At 51.1% G+C, this 18,136-nt stretch carries 12 protein-coding genes; 7 read left to right on the top strand and 5 right to left on the bottom strand.

The window, feature by feature from the left end; all coding sequences use genetic code 11:
* Positions 1-55: 55 nt before the first annotated feature.
* A complete protein-coding gene (gene narL / locus MPHASIOC01_RS11650; RefSeq protein WP_064594822.1) occupies positions 56-721 on the bottom strand; it encodes a two-component system response regulator NarL in 666 nt (221 codons plus the stop codon).
* A gap of 2 nt (positions 722-723) precedes the next feature.
* A complete protein-coding gene (gene narX, locus MPHASIOC01_RS11645) occupies positions 724-2,514 on the bottom strand; it encodes a nitrate/nitrite two-component system sensor histidine kinase NarX (RefSeq protein ID WP_353614685.1) in 1,791 nt (596 codons plus the stop codon).
* Between the two features lie 393 nt (positions 2,515-2,907).
* Between narX and alkA the strand changes: the two genes are divergently transcribed.
* Positions 2,908-3,747: a DNA-3-methyladenine glycosylase 2 gene (gene alkA, locus MPHASIOC01_RS11640; RefSeq protein WP_353614936.1), complete on the top strand. Its 840-nt coding sequence runs from the start codon at positions 2,908-2,910 to the stop codon at positions 3,745-3,747.
* Here alkA and MPHASIOC01_RS11635 read toward each other — a convergent pair.
* Positions 3,740-7,072 carry a diguanylate cyclase gene (locus MPHASIOC01_RS11635; RefSeq protein ID WP_353614684.1) on the bottom strand — a complete coding sequence of 1,111 codons (3,333 nt, stop codon included), beginning with the start codon at positions 7,070-7,072 and terminating at the stop codon, positions 3,740-3,742. The two genes, alkA and MPHASIOC01_RS11635, sit on opposite strands and share 8 nt — an antisense overlap.
* A gap of 324 nt (positions 7,073-7,396) precedes the next feature.
* On the opposite strand from MPHASIOC01_RS11635, the gene udk reads away from it, so the two are divergent.
* The 3 genes from udk to asmA all read left to right on the top strand — a co-directional run bounded on the left by udk (position 7,397) and on the right by asmA (position 10,761).
* Positions 7,397-8,038: a uridine kinase gene (gene udk, locus MPHASIOC01_RS11630; RefSeq protein ID WP_064594818.1), complete on the top strand. Its 642-nt coding sequence runs from the start codon at positions 7,397-7,399 to the stop codon at positions 8,036-8,038.
* Positions 8,039-8,267: 229 nt separating this feature from the next.
* Positions 8,268-8,849: a dCTP deaminase gene (gene dcd, locus MPHASIOC01_RS11625; protein WP_064594816.1), complete on the top strand. Its 582-nt coding sequence runs from the start codon at positions 8,268-8,270 to the stop codon at positions 8,847-8,849.
* A 49-nt stretch (positions 8,850-8,898) separates the two neighbouring features.
* On the top strand, positions 8,899-10,761 hold the full coding sequence (asmA, locus tag MPHASIOC01_RS11620; protein ID WP_353614683.1) for an outer membrane assembly protein AsmA: 1,863 nt from the start codon (positions 8,899-8,901) through the stop codon (positions 10,759-10,761).
* A 109-nt stretch (positions 10,762-10,870) separates the two neighbouring features.
* On the opposite strand, the gene MPHASIOC01_RS11615 is transcribed toward asmA, so the two are convergent.
* Positions 10,871-12,448 (bottom strand): TerC family protein, encoded by a 1,578-nt coding sequence (locus MPHASIOC01_RS11615; RefSeq protein ID WP_353614682.1) that lies wholly within the window; start codon positions 12,446-12,448, stop codon positions 10,871-10,873.
* A gap of 489 nt (positions 12,449-12,937) precedes the next feature.
* The gene (locus tag MPHASIOC01_RS11610; protein WP_026141915.1) at positions 12,938-13,918 is read right to left on the bottom strand and encodes an IS5-like element IS5 family transposase; all 981 of its coding nucleotides are present in this window, start codon (positions 13,916-13,918) and stop codon (positions 12,938-12,940) included.
* Between the two features lie 434 nt (positions 13,919-14,352).
* On the opposite strand from MPHASIOC01_RS11610, the gene MPHASIOC01_RS11605 reads away from it, so the two are divergent.
* From MPHASIOC01_RS11605 to wzc, 3 genes are read left to right on the top strand one after another with little or no spacing between them, the layout of a single operon-like run.
* On the top strand, positions 14,353-15,486 hold the full coding sequence (locus MPHASIOC01_RS11605) for a polysaccharide export protein (RefSeq protein ID WP_064594812.1): 1,134 nt from the start codon (positions 14,353-14,355) through the stop codon (positions 15,484-15,486).
* Between the two features lie 6 nt (positions 15,487-15,492).
* Complete coding sequence (gene wzb, locus MPHASIOC01_RS11600; RefSeq protein ID WP_353614681.1) at positions 15,493-15,936, top strand: low molecular weight protein-tyrosine-phosphatase Wzb; 444 nt, start codon at positions 15,493-15,495, stop codon at positions 15,934-15,936.
* A gap of 2 nt (positions 15,937-15,938) precedes the next feature.
* Positions 15,939-18,131: a tyrosine-protein kinase Wzc gene (gene wzc, locus MPHASIOC01_RS11595; RefSeq protein ID WP_353614680.1), complete on the top strand. Its 2,193-nt coding sequence runs from the start codon at positions 15,939-15,941 to the stop codon at positions 18,129-18,131.
* Positions 18,132-18,136: the final 5 nt, after the last annotated feature.

Below are 18,136 nucleotides of genomic sequence, written 5' to 3'. Positions count from 1 at the left end.
CCGACAGCTCAGTAAAGCGGTTGGTTTGGTTAGCCCAGTCAACCGCTGTTAATACTTATAGTCCCCCTTCCTGATGTACCAGGACTGCCGCTTCAACCCGCGAACGCAGATTCAGTTTTTTGAGTAAGTGTTTAACATGAACTTTCACGGTACTTTCGGCAATTTTTAGCCGACGTGCGATCAGTTTATTGGCCAGCCCCTCGGCAATGAGCTTCAGGATCTCTTTTTCACGTACAGTCAGATCTTCAAGCGGGTGCGCGCTACTGGGTTTATGGCTGCGCAGACTGGTGGCGAGAATGGTTATCACCTCCGGGCTTACCACCACTTTTCCCAAACAAATTTGCTCAATGGCGTCCAGCATATCTTCCGGCTCCATATCTTTGAGCAGATAGCCGTCGGCGCCCAGTTTCATTGCCTTTATCACATCTTCTTCATAATTTGACACGGTGAAAATAACAATGCGGCTGGTAATACCTTGTGCGCGCAGTAACTTAAGTGTTTCCAGTCCATCAACCTGCGGCATGTTGATATCCAGCAAAATTAAATCGGGATCATGCTGCTGAGCCAGTGCCACACCTTCGTGACCATTATTGGTCTGTGCAATAACTTTAATCTCACTGTTCAGCTCCAGCAGCTCTTTGATGCCGTTACGTAATAGCGGATGATCGTCAATCAATAATACTGTGGCGGCTTTCGCGGTGGGCGTATTTTGCTGTGACATAATTACATCTCGTTAGTCGGTGTGAAACAAACATGAATTTGGGTACCCTGCTGTGCTTCAGACTGAATATCCAGTTTCCCGCCCAGAAGCGATGCAGTACGGTCGGCCATAATCGTCAGCCCGTAGTGATTGAGGTGTGACGCCTGCTTGTCCAGGCCAATACCATTGTCGGTAATATTCAGGTGCACCAGATTATTCGGGGTGTCCATGGTCAGTGACACGGTTACCTGGCTGGCATTCGCATGTTTATAAACATTATGAAGTGCTTCACGAATAATCTGGAACAGGTGAATAGCCTGTGGTGGACTCACTTTATTTGCCGGGATTTGATAATTGAATTCTATCGGAAAACCGAGTTTCTGGCTGTATTCAGCAATACAACCTTCAATAGCGGGTAATAATCCAACGCCGCTGAGTTGTAAACGAAAAGTGGTCAGTAATTCGCGGAGTTGTTTATAAGTGACGTCCAGCTCTCGCCGGATATCCGCAATCAGGGTTTGTTGCTTCCCGGTCAAATTATCCTGGTGACGTTGCAGGATACCCATCTTTATTTTCAAATACGAGAGCGACTGGGCAATAGAATCATGCAGTTCCCGGGCTATGGTGCTGCGCTCCTGAAGTAGCAGTAACTGGCGTTGGTGCTGCTCCTGGCGGGAAAGGGCAAGGTACTGCGTGAGCAGGTCACAAAAGGTTGCAATCAGTTTTTGTTCTTCATAGTGAAGAGAACAGTCTTCCGGAATATGTGCAGACAACGTGCCATAAATTTTGTTGCAGTCGGTCAGCAGCCACTCCTGGGCCTGCGTTGCCTCTGAACCATTATCTGGCGTGTGCAGGCAGCGCTGGCACGCACTGTCAACGCAAAACTCAGGCCGGGCACCGCCAAAAGTCAGGTTTTCAAACTGGCTGGATTGCTGAATATCGGTAAATGTCAGGTGAATTTGCCGCAGCGGCGTCAGCGACATCAATTCTTCAATCAAAGGGGCGAGTGTTTTACAGGTATGCGTTTGGCGATTAAATTCGCGGCCGCTCCGGTAGAGAAAATCAAGGTAACGGTTTTGCAATTGTAATTGCGCGGTTTTTTCCTCAACGCGTTGTTCCAGATTCTCATAGGTTGTTTTCAGTTCAGCGGCCATGGCGTTAAGCGCATTACCCAGTTCCCCCATTTCATCTTTATAGTTGCGGGTATCCAGCTTATGGGAAAACTCGCCAGCCTGAATCGCGCTGGCCATATTAAGCAGTTGACGCCAGGGTTGAAAAAGACGCTTACGTAAAGTCAGAATGGCAATAAACAAAAACAACAGCGTTAATACAGTAAAAATGCGCTGCGTTATTGTTATCTCGGTAATTTGCTGTTCCGTGTGGCGGTCGATTTGTGAAATAAGCACATTCAGATTTGCCACAAACTTCTCAACACTGGCGCGGCCCTGTTCCGGCGTGCGTGATTTCAGCAGTTGCGGCTTCACCTGTTGATACCAGCTGTCTGTGATAGTTTGATAAGCGCGATGAAAGCCTTCAGTACGTACAACATCGCGAAACAGCGGCGAATGCAGTTCATCTTCCAGATGGTTCACTTCATTCATATTGTCCGGTGTCAGCGGCAGCATCGACAATATCCGGTAGCTTTGCATGCGCACCGCGCCAATGCGGTTGATGGTGTGTGCGTTCCCCTGAATGCTTTCCGCACTGCGTTCGCTAATAAACATCCCGGTGAATGCGAGTGCGCTCAGGCAAAGCATCGCCAGAGTAATTGTGTTCATCACAGAGAAGTGATACCAGAATTTTAGCTTTCTCATGAATTATTCAACAGCACTGCGTTGTCGCTGACAGGGGGATTGGCGGCTATGAGTAAACCGTAGCAAGCGTAGTCCATAAATGACAATAAAAAACGAACTACCCTGGCTAACGGTTGATGCTTTTGGGTAGTTTATCACGGTGGAAAACGGAAAAGCTGGGGCAGTGTCAATGTAATGGGATTTATTGCCTCTGTGATTAACGCTTATTTATGCAATGTACAGGCACAACCCGCTACCCTGGTTGTGCCATGATGTGGTTTCACCACCTGCCTGCAATCCGGGGGATTTCGGGTATAGTAGTGCTGATTGTATTCCCCCTGTTTTTTCAACTGGCCCCAAGGAGCCTTCATGCCGCCATCGAGCTCTGCCGAACATGCTGCTAAAAATGACTCCCTGTTTTTCCTCCCATATAAGCCACCCTATGACTGGGTGTGGATGAGTCAGTTTCTTGCTGCTCGTGCAGTAAATGGTCTGGAAGACGTTACTCAGGAATCGTTTAGCCGCGTCATGGCCATTGGTGGTGTTACCGGGCTGGTGATTGCCCGGCCTGAACCACAACAGCATCGCGTACAGGTGGCTCTCAGCCCCAGCCTGGTACCGGTTGCTGAAACCGTACTGGCGCGTGTGCGCCACTGGCTGAACCTTGGCCTGAACCCGGAAGAAGTTAGTCAGGTACTGGGGCCTCTTGCCGCGGTAAACCCCGGTATTCGTATGCCTGGCTGCATTTGTCCTTTTGAGCAAATGGTACGCGCAATTCTCGGCCAGTTAGTGAGTGTGAAAATGGCAGCGCAGCTTGCCACCCGCCTGGCTCACACTTTCGGAACAGCCAGCCCTCACGGGCAATTGTTCCCTCAGGCAGAGGTTCTTGCAGATTGCGACCCACTGGCAGTGAAAAGTGTGGGGATGTCGTTACGCCGGGCGGAAACTATTATTACTCTGGCACAATCGGTTGTAGCGGGGAGTTTTCCGCTGACTCCACCGGAAGATACTGCAGCAGGCCTGAAGCAACTGATGTCCTGGCCGGGAATTGGCCGCTGGACAGCCAGCTATTTCGCTTTACGCGGGTGGGGCGCACAGGATGTATTTCTGGAAGATGACTACCTGATTAAACAACGCTTTGCCGGTATGACACCCGGGCAAATCCGCCAGTATGCCCGGCGTTGGGCACCCTGGCGTTCACTGGCGCTACTGCATATCTGGAACAATGCTGGCTGGCAGCCAGAACTCAGTTAATCGCGAAATAACTGCCGTTAAGCAGTACTTCCAGTGGCTGCTGCGGGCCGATGCTGTCGCCAAAGATCAAATCCATGCCAATCCCCGAAAGGGTATCCATGGTTATCGCCTGGGCTACCGGGCCACCAATCGTCTGTAATTTCAGGCGTTGCGCATGGCCCTGAATGATGGTCACCATCATTTCATCCATCAGGTTTTCATGCACATGTTGCACCAGCGACGGTTCCAGTAATATCGCTTTAAATAAGTGACGAGGGAGATGGTTAAAGATGTCGAGGTCGTCGCCCACCTGGCTAAGAACTAACCCACAACCTTCATCAACCAGTTGCTCAAGCCCTTTTTTAACAGAACCCTCTATCCGGCCAATTACCTGATTTTCGACAATAATCATCAGCCGTGCTGGTGGGAAGTGGGTGTCACGCAATAAGCGAACCAGAACCTCTACGACAGTTTCACTGTGCAACCCGGCAACGGAGAGCGGGAGCGCGACAGTAAAGCCTTTTACCATAACCCGGCGCGCATGTTCTTTAAAGAACAGTTCAATCATGCGCAGGTCCAGTGCCTTGTGCTGCTCCGCACTGCTCAGCCCGGCACGGAACTGGCTTTCTTCTATCATGTCGCCAGCGTTATTCCAGAGCTGTACGCCCAGTAAATAGAAACTGCAACTTTCCGGTATACGGGGAGAGGCCACTGGCCGCGCAGTAATCAGTACCGGGTTGTGCGCAATAATTGCCTGCTGTTCTTCAGCAGACAGCTGGTTTTTCTTACGCTGGTTGGTGTGTTTTTTCGCTTCAAAAACAGAAACGCGCCCACGACCACTATTTTTCGAAGCATAACAGGCAATATCGGCCTGAGACAGTACCTCGTTGGCGTCATAATTGTGTTCATCAATAATCGTGATACCCGCACTGGCGCCAATCCGGTAAGTCTGCTCTTCCCAGATAAAGTGGTAGTCATTAATCATGCTGGTAATATGTTCGGCAATATGACGGGCGCTTTCCACAGAACAGTTGGGTAATAACAGGGCGAATTCATCGCCGCCCAGACGGGACAGGAAGTCGTTATTACGTAATAAACTCAGCATCAGCGTGGAGAGTTCCCGTAACAGACTGTCGCCCGCCGCGTGTCCGGCTGTATCATTCACCGCTTTGAATCTGTCCAGGTCAATAAATACCAGTGCATGTTGCTGGCGATTTTCCACAGCGCTGGTTAACAGGCGTTTCAGATGGTTTTCAAAGCTGGCGCGGTTGGCAAGGTGTGTCAGGCCATCATGTGACGCACTGTAGGTCAACTGGCGCAGCATTTTGCGTGATTCAGTAACATCATGAATAACCAGCACACTGCCAATACTTTCGCCATCCAGTGTGCTGAGTGAGGTAATCGAGTAGTGAATATCGAAACTGTCGCCTGAGCGGGAGTGCAGAATCACGTCCTGCTCCATGGCCGAACGGGTGGCATCACCACTGTAGATATTCTCCATCAGTGGGCCGTTCTCACCAAAGGTGATGTGCAGCACAGAAAGAATATACTGACCAAACGCCTGCTCCTGCGGCCAGCCACTCATTTTTTCTGCCACCGGGTTCATAAAGGTGATACGCATATCAACATCGGTACAAATAACGGCTTCACCGATAGCATCCAGGGTGATATGCAGGCGTTCTTTCTCCTGGTAGAGCGCATCGTGAAGTTGTTTAACTTCAGTCATATCCATGCTGATACCCAGGTAGCGTTCAACATTACCTTGCTTATTCAGCACCCGGTTTGCCAGAGTACGAATATGGCGGATTTCTTCCTGAACCTGAATCCGGTACTCCACCTTGAATGGCTCTTTGCGCCGCAATGCATCTGTTACTTCTGTTTTGACCACTGGCTGATCATCTTCAACCAGGCAATCCATCCATAACTGAAATGAAGGCTTCAGGTGGCCGGGCACGCCGTAGAGCTCAAACATGCGTTTATCCCAGCTAATCTGGTCGTTCAGCATATCCCACTCCCAGATACCAATGCCGCCCGCTTCATTTGCCAGAGTAATCCGCTCCATCAGGCGTTTGTTCATCCACTCTGAATGCTTGAGGTCGTTAATGTCTTCAACCTGAGCAATCACATACAGTGGCGTGTTATTGGCATCACGCACAACCGAAACTGCCAGTAAAGCCCAGACAATATTGCCCCTGCTGTTGTAATAACGCTTTTCCATGGAGTAGCTGTTAATTTCGCCACTGAGCAATTTGTCCATGTACTGCAAGTCAGTGTGCAAATCTTCCGGGAAGGTAATTTGCTGGAAGGTGAGATTGCTTAACTGGTCATGGGTATAGCCCAGAAACTTGCACAATGCTTTGTTGACCTGCAACCAGCGGCCATCAACCCCCACCAGTGCCATGCCTATTGCTGAATGTTCCATGGCATTACGAAAACGGGTTTCGCTGGCGGTGATATTTTTACGTTCCTCGCGGAAAGAGTGCATCACCATAGTCATGATGTGTGCAGTTAATAACAGCAGCAAGAAAGGCAGCCAGGGAGCATGGGTATTAATTTCAGAGCCGGTAATCAGGGAAACCGGGCTTTGGCCGAAAGCAAACATCAGGGAGATACCCATAATGCTTACCAGTGCCACGGTAAATGCCGCAACCTGGGGCAGGCGAATGGCGCTCCACATCAGAAAAACAATCACAAAGGTGAACGGCCACGGCAGAAAATGCAACGCCAGGTAGCTCAGCAACAATGTTGCTGCTATGGTTGCCAGGGTTTCCCATAAACTGCGGGCTCGCAGGATACTGCTCAGGCTTTGGGGTGAAAACTGTAGCCCTATAGGAATAATTGCCAGGCAGCCGATGGCTTCTGCGACCACCCAGACAAAGAAAACATTCAGCGGGTTGTGAGGTGAGGTTGCCAGTAATACCAGCAAACCGCCAAATACTGGCGGAACCACTGCACTGGCAACCACCATTTTCAGCCAGTCCGGCAGTGACTCAAGGGGATGATCGTTGGGCAGTAAATATTTCAGTAACAGTGCACCTGTTACCGCTTCTGCCAGGTTGATTACCGGAAATATGAAGTTTAACTGAACCCTGGGCAGCAACAGCGTGGAGGCACATACAGTGCCAACAATACAGGCCACGGCAGGGAAAAACCACAGGCGCACAGGAAAGCGCCAGAAAGCGCACATCATAATGGCACTGGGAAACCACACCGGCGCAAGATTGGTCGTTGATAAGAGCAGTTCAACAGAAAAGGCGGTAAACAGAAAGCTGACAATCCCCAGTCCGAAAAACTGGTTTAACTGAGAAGCCAGGAACCCCCGGGGATGATTATTATTTTTCGTCATTACCACGCAATCCGCACCAACTGCTTCAGAAAGACCCGGCCAGAACACCGAAATAGTAAGAAATCATGCTAGTACAACCTGTTACTGATTCCTATGCAAGAAGTAAACATTAGAATGTTTCAAGCAAAAAATATACACGCTGACAGGCAAAATAGGCATCGCCCTATTAATTATTCTCGATAAGTCCCGTATTTTGCATACTTTTCGTTCACTGATAAAGCGGGTGACTGGCAACAGCCAGGGGAAATCCCTATAATTGGCGCGTTTGCGGCACAGTGCCGTGTTTCCCTTCCTTCATTTTTCTGTTATCAGGTCGTTAATTTTATGACTGACAAGTCTCATCAGTGCGTCATCATCGGGATTGCCGGTGCATCGGCTTCAGGTAAAAGCCTTATTGCCAGTACTCTCTATCGTGAGCTGCGCGATCAGGTAGGTGATGAACACATTGGTGTCATTCCGGAAGACTGTTACTACAAAGATCAAAGCCACCTCTCCATGGAAGAGCGGGTGAAAACAAATTATGACCACCCCAGTGCAATGGACCACAGCCTGCTGTTCCAGCACTTGCAAATGCTCAAACAAGGCAAACCCATTGAGCTTCCGGTATACAGCTATGTTGAGCATACCCGGATGGTGGAAACTGTGCATATTGAACCGAAGAAAGTCATCATTCTGGAAGGGATCCTGTTGTTGACAGATGCGCGGCTGCGTCAGGAAATGAATTTTTCTATTTTTGTTGATACGCCACTGGATATTTGCCTGATGCGCCGTATTAAGCGCGACGTCAATGAGCGCGGGCGCTCCATGGATTCTGTGATGGCCCAGTACCAGAAAACTGTGCGTCCCATGTTTTTGCAGTTTATTGACCCATCCAAGCAATATGCCGACATTATTGTGCCGCGTGGGGGGAAAAACCGCATCGCTATTGATATTCTTAAGGCAAAAATCAGCCAGTTCTTTGAATAAACCCCTTTTTTTGCGGGTTGCTCCGCGCCGGTGCCTGGCGAAGGCAGGGCTGAGTATCGCCTTTTAATGTGTTACTGCTAGTGGTCAGCGCGCCTTAGAGTTAAGGCAGGCGAACACGCATAATCAGGCACAGGGTATTTACTCTAAGTGATTCAGGTTACAGTAGGGCAACCAGTCTGCAGCCTGAATGACTGAGGAGTCAGCAAAAAAGCGCGAAAGGAGAATGACCATGCGTCTTTGCGATCGTGATATTGAAATGTGGCTTGATGAAGGTCGTCTGGCCATTACACCGCGTCCACCGGTTGAGCGTATTAATGGCGCGACAGTTGACGTGCGTCTGGGGAATAAATTCCGCACGTTCCGTGGGCATACCGCAGCATATATTGACCTGAGTGGCCCGAAACAGGAAGTCAGTGCCGCACTGGACCGGGTCATGAGCGATGAAATTGTGTTGGGCGAAGGGGAAGCCTTCTTCCTGCATCCCGGTGAACTGGCGCTGGCGGTAACCCTGGAATCTGTCACCTTACCAGCAGATTTAGTTGGCTGGCTTGATGGCCGTTCATCTTTGGCTCGCCTTGGGCTGATGGTGCACGTCACCGCACACCGTATTGATCCCGGCTGGCAAGGGTGTATTGTGCTGGAGTTCTATAATTCCGGTAAATTGCCCCTGGCGTTGCGCCCGGGAATGTTAATTGGCGCGTTAAGTTTTGAACCGCTTTCCGGCCCGGCATCCCGGCCTTATAACCGCCGCCAGGATGCCAAGTATCGCGACCAGCAAGGTGCGGTCGCCAGCCGAATCGATAAAGACTGAGACGCGCGTGCCCCCGGGGATAACGCCCGGGGGAACGAATGAGGGTAGCATGAGACGTTTTTTAACAACGTTGATGATTTTGCTGGTTGTGATTGTGGCTGGCCTGTCAGCTTTAGTGCTGCTGGTTAACCCTAATGACTTTCGTGCGTATATGGTTCACCAGGTTGAGGAACGCAGTGGCTACCAGCTCTCACTCAACGGGCCATTGCGCTGGCATGTCTGGCCGCAACTTAGCATCTTATCTGGCCGCATCTCGCTGAAAGCGCCAGGTGCCAGTGCACCCGTGGTGACAGCCGATAATATGCGGCTGGATGTCGGCCTGTTGCCGTTGTTGTCTCACCAGCTTGATGTCCGGCAAATTATGCTGAAAGGCGCAGTGATTCAGGTTACGCCTGATACCGCTGCCCGCGCGCCACAAGGTGCTCCGGTGGCGCCGCAAGGCCAGCCTGAATCCGCTGACTCCAGCCAGAACTGGGTGCTCAGCCTGGCAAAACTTAAACTGGCAGACAGCCTGCTCGTTTTCCAGCCTCAGGACAAAAACAGCAGCCCGGTAACCGTGCGTGACTTGCAACTGGATATGTCCGTTGACAAGGCATTGCGTACCGCCAGTGTATCGCTCTCCAGCCGGATTAACCGCGACCAGCGTGATCTGTCAGTTTCTCTGGAAAGCACAGTCGATGTGCAAAACCTGCCTCATAGCTTCAGCGCCAGTATCACTCAACTGAATTACCAACTCAGCGGCGCCGATTTGCCGGCAAAAGGGGTAAGCGGTGAGGGCAGCCTGCACCTCGGCTGGCAGAGTTTCCCGGAGCAGGTGGCGGTGTCGGCACTGAAACTGACGGCAAACAGCAGCCAGGTGGACGGCGGGCTGACACTGAAAATGGGCAAAAAACCGGATATCCGTACCCAATTGCATTTTGCCCGTCTGAACCTGGATGAACTGATTGGCGCACCAGATACCGGGGATGCGCCCGCCGCTCAGCAAAACAGTAATACTGCCGGGCAGGCGGTTCTGCCCCGGCCGGTTATCGCCGGAGATGTGGTTGACGGGCCCTTCACCAGCCTGTGGAGTTTTGATGCTAATTTCAGACTGTCCGCAGATTCAGTACTCTGGCGTGGGCTGGATTTCACCGATGTCGCGGCAGAGATGGAAAACCAGCATGGCGTTCTGGCGGTTAACCAGCTAACGGGCAAATTAGGCCAGGGGACGCTCTCCCTCCCGGGGACGGTGGATGTCAGGAAAAATGTTGCGAACCTGACTTTCAACCCGGTAATCAATAATGTAGAAATTGGTCCGATACTTTCCGCGTTTGACTACCCCATTGCTCTGGAAGGGGCGATTTCTCTGCACGGGCGTTTTTCCGGGCACCAACTGGATGCCGAAGCGTTTCGCCGCAACTGGCAGGGCGAGGGGTCGCTCTCTATGACTCACAGCCGCCTGTTGGGGATGAATTTCCAGCGCCTGGTAACCGAGGCTTTTGCCCGGTCTGACAGCCGAATTCAGAGCAGTGATAGCGTAAATAGCGATGACACAACCCTGGCTGATTTCCGTGCCGACCTGGTATTAGACAGTGGCACACTTGATTTGAGCAACATTCAGGGTTCTTCTGCCGTGATGAGCATTACCGGAGACAGCAGTATGGATCTGGTAAAAGAAGCGTCTGACGCTAACTTTATGATTCGTATTACCGGTGGCTGGAAAGGCGACAGTAAACTGACGCAAACCCTGAGCCAGACTGCTATTCCGCTGCGTATTTATGGCCCGTGGCAATCAATGAATTATTCGCTGGATGTTAACCAGGTGCTGCGTAACCAGTTGCAAAACGAAGCACGCGACCGGTTAAAAGCCTGGGCTGAGCGTAACAAAGAGAGCAGTAAAACCCAGGAATTGAAAAAGCTGCTCAATAAATAACCGCTACTCGCCCCGCAGGCCGATATTATGGCGGGGCGGTAACCTTGATGCCTCAGAGAAGCGTATTTCCGGCACTGGCAGTGCGCGGAGGCGTTGCCAGTGAATCACACTACACCTCATATTCCGGTGATTCGTCTGGTTGCACGGTAGCAACATGAACCCGCTCCACACGGTGGTGAGTAACCTGCAGCGTGGTGAACACCACATTCCCCAGGCGCACCACTTCCCCGGCAACAGGAATATGCTGGAGCACGTCCATCAGCAAACCAGAAACAGTCTGGTAATCACGTTTTTCCTCCAGTGGCAGGTCCGGCAGGTAGTGGACCAGGTCATCCAGTGGCATATGGCCGTTAACCGTCAGGCTGCCATCCTCGTGCCGTTCAATGTCATGGCGGGCATCAACATCCTCTGCTTCATTAGGCAGATCACCGGCAATGGTTTCCATCACATCGCTTAAGGTCACCACACCTTCCACGGAACCAAATTCATCCACCACAAACGCAAAATGGGTACGTGCTGAGCGGAACTGCTCCAGCGCGCTTAATAGCGCCAGGGTTTCCGGGAATACCAACGGCTGGCGTACCAGAGCCTGAATATCCAGTGGGTGCCCACTGAGGCTTTGGTTCAGTAAATCAATAATATGCACAACACCGATAATCTCGTCATTTCCTGCACTGACCACCAGGCGGGTATGCTGGTTCTTGTGTAACCTGTCGCGCACGGCCTGCTCCGCTTCATTGACATCCAGCAGGTCAATATCATGGCGGGACGTCATGATGCTCGATACACTGCGGTGGTTTAAGTTCAGCACCCGGGAAATCATCATTTGTTCCTGCGGGTTAAATATCGGGGCCGGAACGTCCTCGCTCAGTGCTGCCGCTTCTTCATCCAGTACGTCGTCGGGTTTGCGCCCACGCAGCAGGCGCATTACTGCTTCGGCAGTACGCTGGCGCAGTGATCGGTTTGCCTGCAAAAAGCGCCGCCGGTTAAACCACGCTATCTGGTTAAAAATCTCAATCAGCACAGAAAAACCAATCGCGGCATACAGGTAGCCTTTCGGGATCAGGAAGCCAAACCCTTCGGCCACCAGGCTAAAGCCAATCATCAGCAGAAAACTCAGACACAGAATAACAATAGTGGGGTGTTGGTTCACAAAGGCAGTGAGTGGCCTGCTTGCCAGCATCATCAGGGTAATGGCGATGACCACTGCGGCCATCATGACACCCAGCTCATTGACCATGCCCACTGCCGTAATGACCGAATCAAGAGAGAAAACCGCGTCCAGCACGACAATTTGAGCCACCACGGCCCAGAAAAATGCGCCACGACGGTGGGTATCTGAATTGTTCTCTTTTCCTTCAAGCCGGGTATTCAGTTCCGTGGTGGCTTTAAACAGCAGAAAAAGACCGCCTCCCAGCATAATCAGATCCCGTGCGCTGAAACTGAACGTGTGCCAGGTGAACAGTGGCCGGGTCAGTGTCACCAGCCAGGAGAGTGAGGCCAGTAACACCAGGCGCATCAGCATGGCGAAAAACAGGCCTGTGATACGTGCCCGGTTGCGCTGCCGTGGTGGCAGCCGTTCGGCCAGAATCGCGATAAACACCAGGTTATCAATACCCAGCACCAGTTCAAGCACTACCAGTGTTACCAGCCCGGCCCAGATTGAAGGGTCTGCCAACCATTCCATAATCAGTTAATTACCCCATTATGTCGTTTCTTTCGGAATCATGGAGAAAGCCTGTCAAAAAAGCAATCAATGTCTGAGATTTGTCTTAATAATAAAAATACAGGTTAATGAATTTATAGAAAATAGGTGTATCAGCTTCTAAAAATGATATTAGCGTGGAATGAATATATTTTAGGAATAATACCATACAGGCATTGTTCTGATTGGTTTGATTTTGAGTGAAAATTAGTCTTATCGCCTTGTGTCAATATAAAGAAAATCCGAAAAATTAAAATATGAGTGCTTAATATTATTCTTAAAAACTATCGGTGCAGGGTATCGTGCCTTGCTTGCTATTTATTTAGGGAAGGTGCGAATAAGCGGGGAAATTCTTCTCGGCTGACTCAGTCATTTCATTTCTTCATGTTTGAGCCGTTTTTTCTCCCGTAAATGCCTTGAATCAGCCTATTTAGACCGTTTCTTCGCCATTTAAGGCGTTATTCCCAGTTTTTAGTGAGATCTCTCCCACTGACGTATCATTTGGTCCGCCCGAAACAGGTTGGCCAGCGTGAATAACATCGCCAGTTGGTTATCGTTTTTCAGCAACCCCTTGTATCTGGCTTTCACGAAGCCGAACTGTCGCTTGATGATGCGAAATGGGTGCTCCACCTTGGCCCGGATGCTGGCTTTCATGTATTCGATGTTGATGGCCGTTTTGTTCTTGCGTGGATGCTGTTTCAAGGTTCTTACCTTGCCGGGGCGCTCGGCGATCAGCCAGTCCACATCCACCTCGGCCAGCTCCTCGCGCTGTGGCGCCCCTTGGTAGCCGGCATCGGCTGAGACAAATTGCTCCTCTCCATGCAGCAGATTACCCAGCTGATTGAGGTCATGCTCGTTGGCCGCGGTGGTGACTAGGCTGTGGGTCAGGCCACTCTTGGCATCGACACCAATGTGGGCCTTCATGCCAAAGTGCCACTGATTGCCTTTCTTGGTCTGATGCATCTGCGGATCGCGTTGCTGCTCTTTGTTCTTGGTCGAGCTGGGTGCCTCAATGATGGTAGCATCGACCAAGGTGCCTTGAGTCATCATGACGCCTGCTTCGGCCAGCCAGCGATTGATGGTCTTGAACAATTGGCGGGCCAGTTGATGCTGCTCCAGCAGGTGGCGGAAATTCATGATGGTGGTGCGGTCCGGCAAGGCGCTATCCAGGGATAACCGGGCAAACAGACGCATGGAGGCGATTTCGTACAGAGCATCTTCCATCGCGCCATCGCTCAGGTTGTACCAATGCTGCATGCAGTGAATGCGTAGCATGGTTTCCAGCGGATAAGGTCGCCGGCCATTACCAGCCTTGGGATAAAACGGCTCGATGACTTCCACCATGTTTTGCCATGGCAGAATCTGCTCCATGCGGGACAAGAAAATCTCTTTTCTGGTCTGACGGCGCTTACTGCTGAATTCACTGTCGGCGAAGGTGAGCTGATGACTCATGATGAACCCTTTTTCATGGCTCCAGATGACAAACATGATCTCATATCAGGGACTTGTTCGCACCTTCCTTAGCTGCAACAATCCATCTGGTGTTAAATGAGTTTTGCATTAAGAACACCCAGAGTTGATATTTTTAACAGATGTAAAGACGGATATTTCACTGCAGTATCTTTGTGCATCTCAGCACCGTTGCGTGCATTGCAAGGCAATGAATTTTCAGTAGATTGGTAACTGCAAGCCAAGGGCGGTAGCGTGCCTGAAGCCCCTAATGTCCAATAATTATTCTGTCAATGTTCTGAGGGTGAATAAGCGAATTTTAGGACTGATGCCAGTTATATTTTATGTATAAGCATCGCATTCTCTTTTTAAGTTAGCGGTAATGTTGCTATCAGCAGCGTTCAGGATAATTACTCTACCATAGTGATTAATATTCAATGATGATATCCAGACTAAAATTGATGCCCCTCCTGGTATCAGTGGGCCTGATGAGTGGCTGTACAGTATTTCCAGGTAGCAACATGTCTACAATGGGAAAAGATGTGATAAAACAACAGGACGCTGACTTTGATCTGGATAAGTTAGTAAACGTCTATCCATTGACGCCTCGTCTGGTTGAAGAATTACGCCCACGCCCGGAAGTGGCACAACCCAACGCGTCTCTTGACCAGGAAATGGCGAATTACCAGTACCGGGTTGGCCCGGGTGATGTACTCAACGTCACTGTTTGGGACCACCCCGAACTGACCACACCGGCAGGCCAGTACCGTAGCTCCAGCGACACCGGTAACTGGGTTGCACCCGATGGCACGGTCTTTTATCCCTATATCGGCAAAGTTCACGTAGCAGGGAAAACCCTGAGTGAAATACGTAGTGATATTACCGGCCGCCTTGCGAAATATATCACTGACCCGCAGGTGGACGTTAATGTCGCTGCGTTCCGTTCGCAGAAAGTTTATGTCTCCGGCCAGGTGCTGAAATCCGGGCAGCAGCCAATCACCAATGTGCCACTGACGATTCTGGATGCGGTGAATGCGGCAGGCGGCCTGACTGACATGGCCGACTGGCGCAATGTGGTACTCACCCATAACGGGCGCGAACAACGTATTTCACTGCAGGCGCTGATGCAAAACGGCGACCTGAGCCAGAACCATTTACTGTATCCTGGCGACATTCTGTTTGTGCCACGTAACGATGACCTGAAAGTCTTCGTTATGGGTGAAGTGAAAAAACAGACCACGCTCAAAATGGACTTCAGCGGCATGACACTGACTGAAGCACTCGGCCAGGCGGAAGGTATCGACCTGACCAGCGCCAATGCCAGCGGTATTTTCGTGATTCGTCCGATTCGTAACAGCAAAGATGGAAAAATTGCCAATATCTATCAACTGGATATGTCTGATGCCACCTCGCTGGTGATGGCGACAGAATTCCGCCTGCAACCTTACGATGTGGTGTATGTCACGACAGCGCCAGTAGCGCGTTGGGGCCGACTGGTTAACCAACTGGTACCGACAATAACAGGCGTTCGCTACATGATTAATTCGGCGAGTGACATTCATAACTGGTAACCGCTTATGTTCAATAAAATTCTAGTGGTGTGTGTGGGGAACATCTGCCGTTCCCCAACTGCAGAACGTTTACTGAAAGCGTACCAACCAGAACTTAACGTGGATTCTGCCGGGTTAGGTGCCCTGGTTGGCAAACATGCCGATGCGACGGCGGCGAAAGTCGCCCGGATGCACAACCTCTCTCTGGACGGGCACAGCGCCCGCCAGGTATCAGGCAGAATGTGCCGTAACTACGACCTTATCCTCACTATGGAACGCCGCCATATCGCTGCACTGTGCGAAATGGCACCAGAAATGCGTGGCAAAGTGATGCTGTTTGGTCACTGGGATAGTGAACGTGAAATTCCGGACCCCTGGCGCAAAAGCCAGGAGGCATTTGAAGCGGTGTATGAGCTTCTTGACCTTTCTGCCCGCAAGTGGGCGGACGCACTGACAGTTCAGCAGGGATAACAATGACAGAACGCATTAAACACGCCTCCGCCTCGTCTGATGGCAGCGACGAGATTGATATCGGTCGTCTGATTGGTACCGTGATTGAAGCCCGTTGGTGGGTGCTTGGCATCACTGCGTTGTTTGCCATGATTGCGGTGACGTATGTCATGTTCGCGACGCCGATTTATAAAGCCGACGCACTGGTACAAATCGAACAGAACGGCAGCAGCTCGCTGGTGCAGGATATTAACTCTGCACTGCAAAACAAAGCGCCGCAATCCGATGCAGAAATGCAACTGATTACCTCACGTATGGTGCTGGGGAAAACTGTTGATGACCTGAATCTGGATATTGACGTTGAAAAGAAAACCTTCCCTGTTTTTGGGGCTGGCTGGGACCGGTTAATGGGGCGGCAGAACGAAAGCGTCACTGTCAGCACCTTTAACGTGCCGAAAGCCATGCATAAAGACGAGTTTACGCTGGAGGTACTGAACCCAACTCACTACCGCTTTACCAGCAACAACGGTTTCAGTGCAGAAGGGCAGGTGGGGCAGCCATTAACTAAAGACGGCCTGACCCTGATGGTTTCCGGTATTAATGCCCACCAGGGCAGCGAGTTTACGGTTACAAAATACTCCACGCTGGGCATGATTAACCAACTGACCAACAGCCTGACGGTGACTGAGAACGGCAAAGATACTGGCGTACTGAGCCTGACTTACACCGGGGCAGACCGCGACCAGATCCGCGAAATTCTCAACAGCATTACCCGTAACTACCTTGAGCAGAATGTTGAGCGTAAATCTGAAGAAGCGGCGAAAAGCCTCGACTTCCTGGCAAAACAACTGCCTGTGGTACGCCAGCACCTGGATGCCGCAGAAAGCAAGCTGAACACCTATCGCCAGCAGAAAGACTCCGTGGATCTCTCGCTGGAAGCGAAGTCCGTGCTGGATTCGATGGTGAACATCGATTCCCAGTTGAATGAACTGACATTCAAAGAAGCGGAAATCTCCAAGCTGTACACGAAAGCGCATCCGTCTTACCGAACCCTGCTTGAACAACGTAAGGTGCTGGAAAACGAAAAAGCGCAGTTGGCAAAACGCATTGCAGCCATGCCGAAAACCCAGCAGGAAGTGGTGCAGTTAACCCGGGATGTGGAGTCCGGCCAGCAAGTGTACATGCAGTTGCTGAACCGCCAGCAGGAACTGAAAATTCAGAAAGCCAGTACCGTTGGCGATGTGCGTATCGTGGACCCGGCAGTCACCGAACCGGGCATTGTTAAACCCCGTGGCGCGCTGGTTATCCTCGGCAGCATTATTCTGGGGCTGATGTTATCCATTGTTGGCGTTCTGCTGCGTTCACTGCTTAACCGCGGTATTGAAAGCCCGCAAGTGCTGGAAGAAGCCGGTATCAGTGTTTACGCCAGTATCCCGCTATCTGAATGGCAAAAAGCGCGAGATAACGCTGTAAAAAGTGGCAGTAAAGTTAAACACTTCAAAGGTAGCTCAACCAGCAAGCGCCATAAACAGAGTGAACTGCTGGCGGTGGGTAACCCAACTGACCTGGCCGTTGAAGCAGTGCGCAGCCTGCGCACCAGCCTGCACTTTGCCATGATGCAGGCACCCAACAATGTGCTGATGATGACCGGGGTCAGCCCGTCCATTGGTAAAACCTTTGTGTGTGCCAACCTGGCGGCGGTTATCAGCCAGACCAACAAGAAAGTGCTGCTTATCGACTGTGATATGCGTAAAGGCTACACCCATGAACTACTGGGGTGCAGTAACCAGCATGGCCTGTCGGACGTACTGGCGGATAACAGCCCGCTGGAAAAAGCCGCACGCCCAACCACCATTGCCAACTTTGACCTGATCCCGCGTGGGCAAATCCCACCGAACCCGTCAGAGTTGCTGATGAGTGAGCGTTTCGAAGCGCTTATCCATTGGGCCAGCAAGCACTACGAGCTGGTACTGATTGATACACCGCCAATCCTTGCCGTCACTGATGCCGCCGTTGTTGGCCGCCATGCCGGTACCACCCTGATGGTGGCGCGTTATGCGGTTAATACCCTGAAAGAAGTGGAAACCAGCCTTGGTCGCTTTGAACAGAACGGCGTTCAGGTGAAAGGGGTGATTCTGAACTCTATCTTCCGTCGTGCATCGGGCTACCAGGATTACGGTTACTACGAATACGAATATAAATCGGATGCCAAATAACCGGC

The organism is Mangrovibacter phragmitis, from assembly GCF_040429585.1.
Lineage (GTDB): Bacteria > Pseudomonadota > Gammaproteobacteria > Enterobacterales > Enterobacteriaceae > Mangrovibacter > Mangrovibacter phragmitis.
The sequence above is the reverse complement of the archived record's forward strand: the minus strand, read 5'-3'. Positions and strand labels throughout refer to the sequence as shown.

Coding starts and splice junctions, on each gene's coding strand:
- narL (WP_064594822.1), bottom strand. CDS start 721: ATGTCACAGCAAAATACGCCCACCGCGAAAGCCGCCACAGTATTATTG.
- MPHASIOC01_RS11635 (WP_353614684.1), bottom strand. CDS start 7,072: ATGACGAAAAATAATAATCATCCCCGGGGGTTCCTGGCTTCTCAGTTA.
- wzb (WP_353614681.1), top strand. CDS start 15,493: ATGTTCAATAAAATTCTAGTGGTGTGTGTGGGGAACATCTGCCGTTCC.
- MPHASIOC01_RS11610 (WP_026141915.1), bottom strand. CDS start 13,918: ATGAGTCATCAGCTCACCTTCGCCGACAGTGAATTCAGCAGTAAGCGC.
- dcd (WP_064594816.1), top strand. CDS start 8,268: ATGCGTCTTTGCGATCGTGATATTGAAATGTGGCTTGATGAAGGTCGT.
- MPHASIOC01_RS11615 (WP_353614682.1), bottom strand. CDS start 12,448: ATGGAATGGTTGGCAGACCCTTCAATCTGGGCCGGGCTGGTAACACTG.
- MPHASIOC01_RS11605 (WP_064594812.1), top strand. CDS start 14,353: ATGATGATATCCAGACTAAAATTGATGCCCCTCCTGGTATCAGTGGGC.
- asmA (WP_353614683.1), top strand. CDS start 8,899: ATGAGACGTTTTTTAACAACGTTGATGATTTTGCTGGTTGTGATTGTG.
- udk (WP_064594818.1), top strand. CDS start 7,397: ATGACTGACAAGTCTCATCAGTGCGTCATCATCGGGATTGCCGGTGCA.
- narX (WP_353614685.1), bottom strand. CDS start 2,514: ATGAGAAAGCTAAAATTCTGGTATCACTTCTCTGTGATGAACACAATT.
- wzc (WP_353614680.1), top strand. CDS start 15,939: ATGACAGAACGCATTAAACACGCCTCCGCCTCGTCTGATGGCAGCGAC.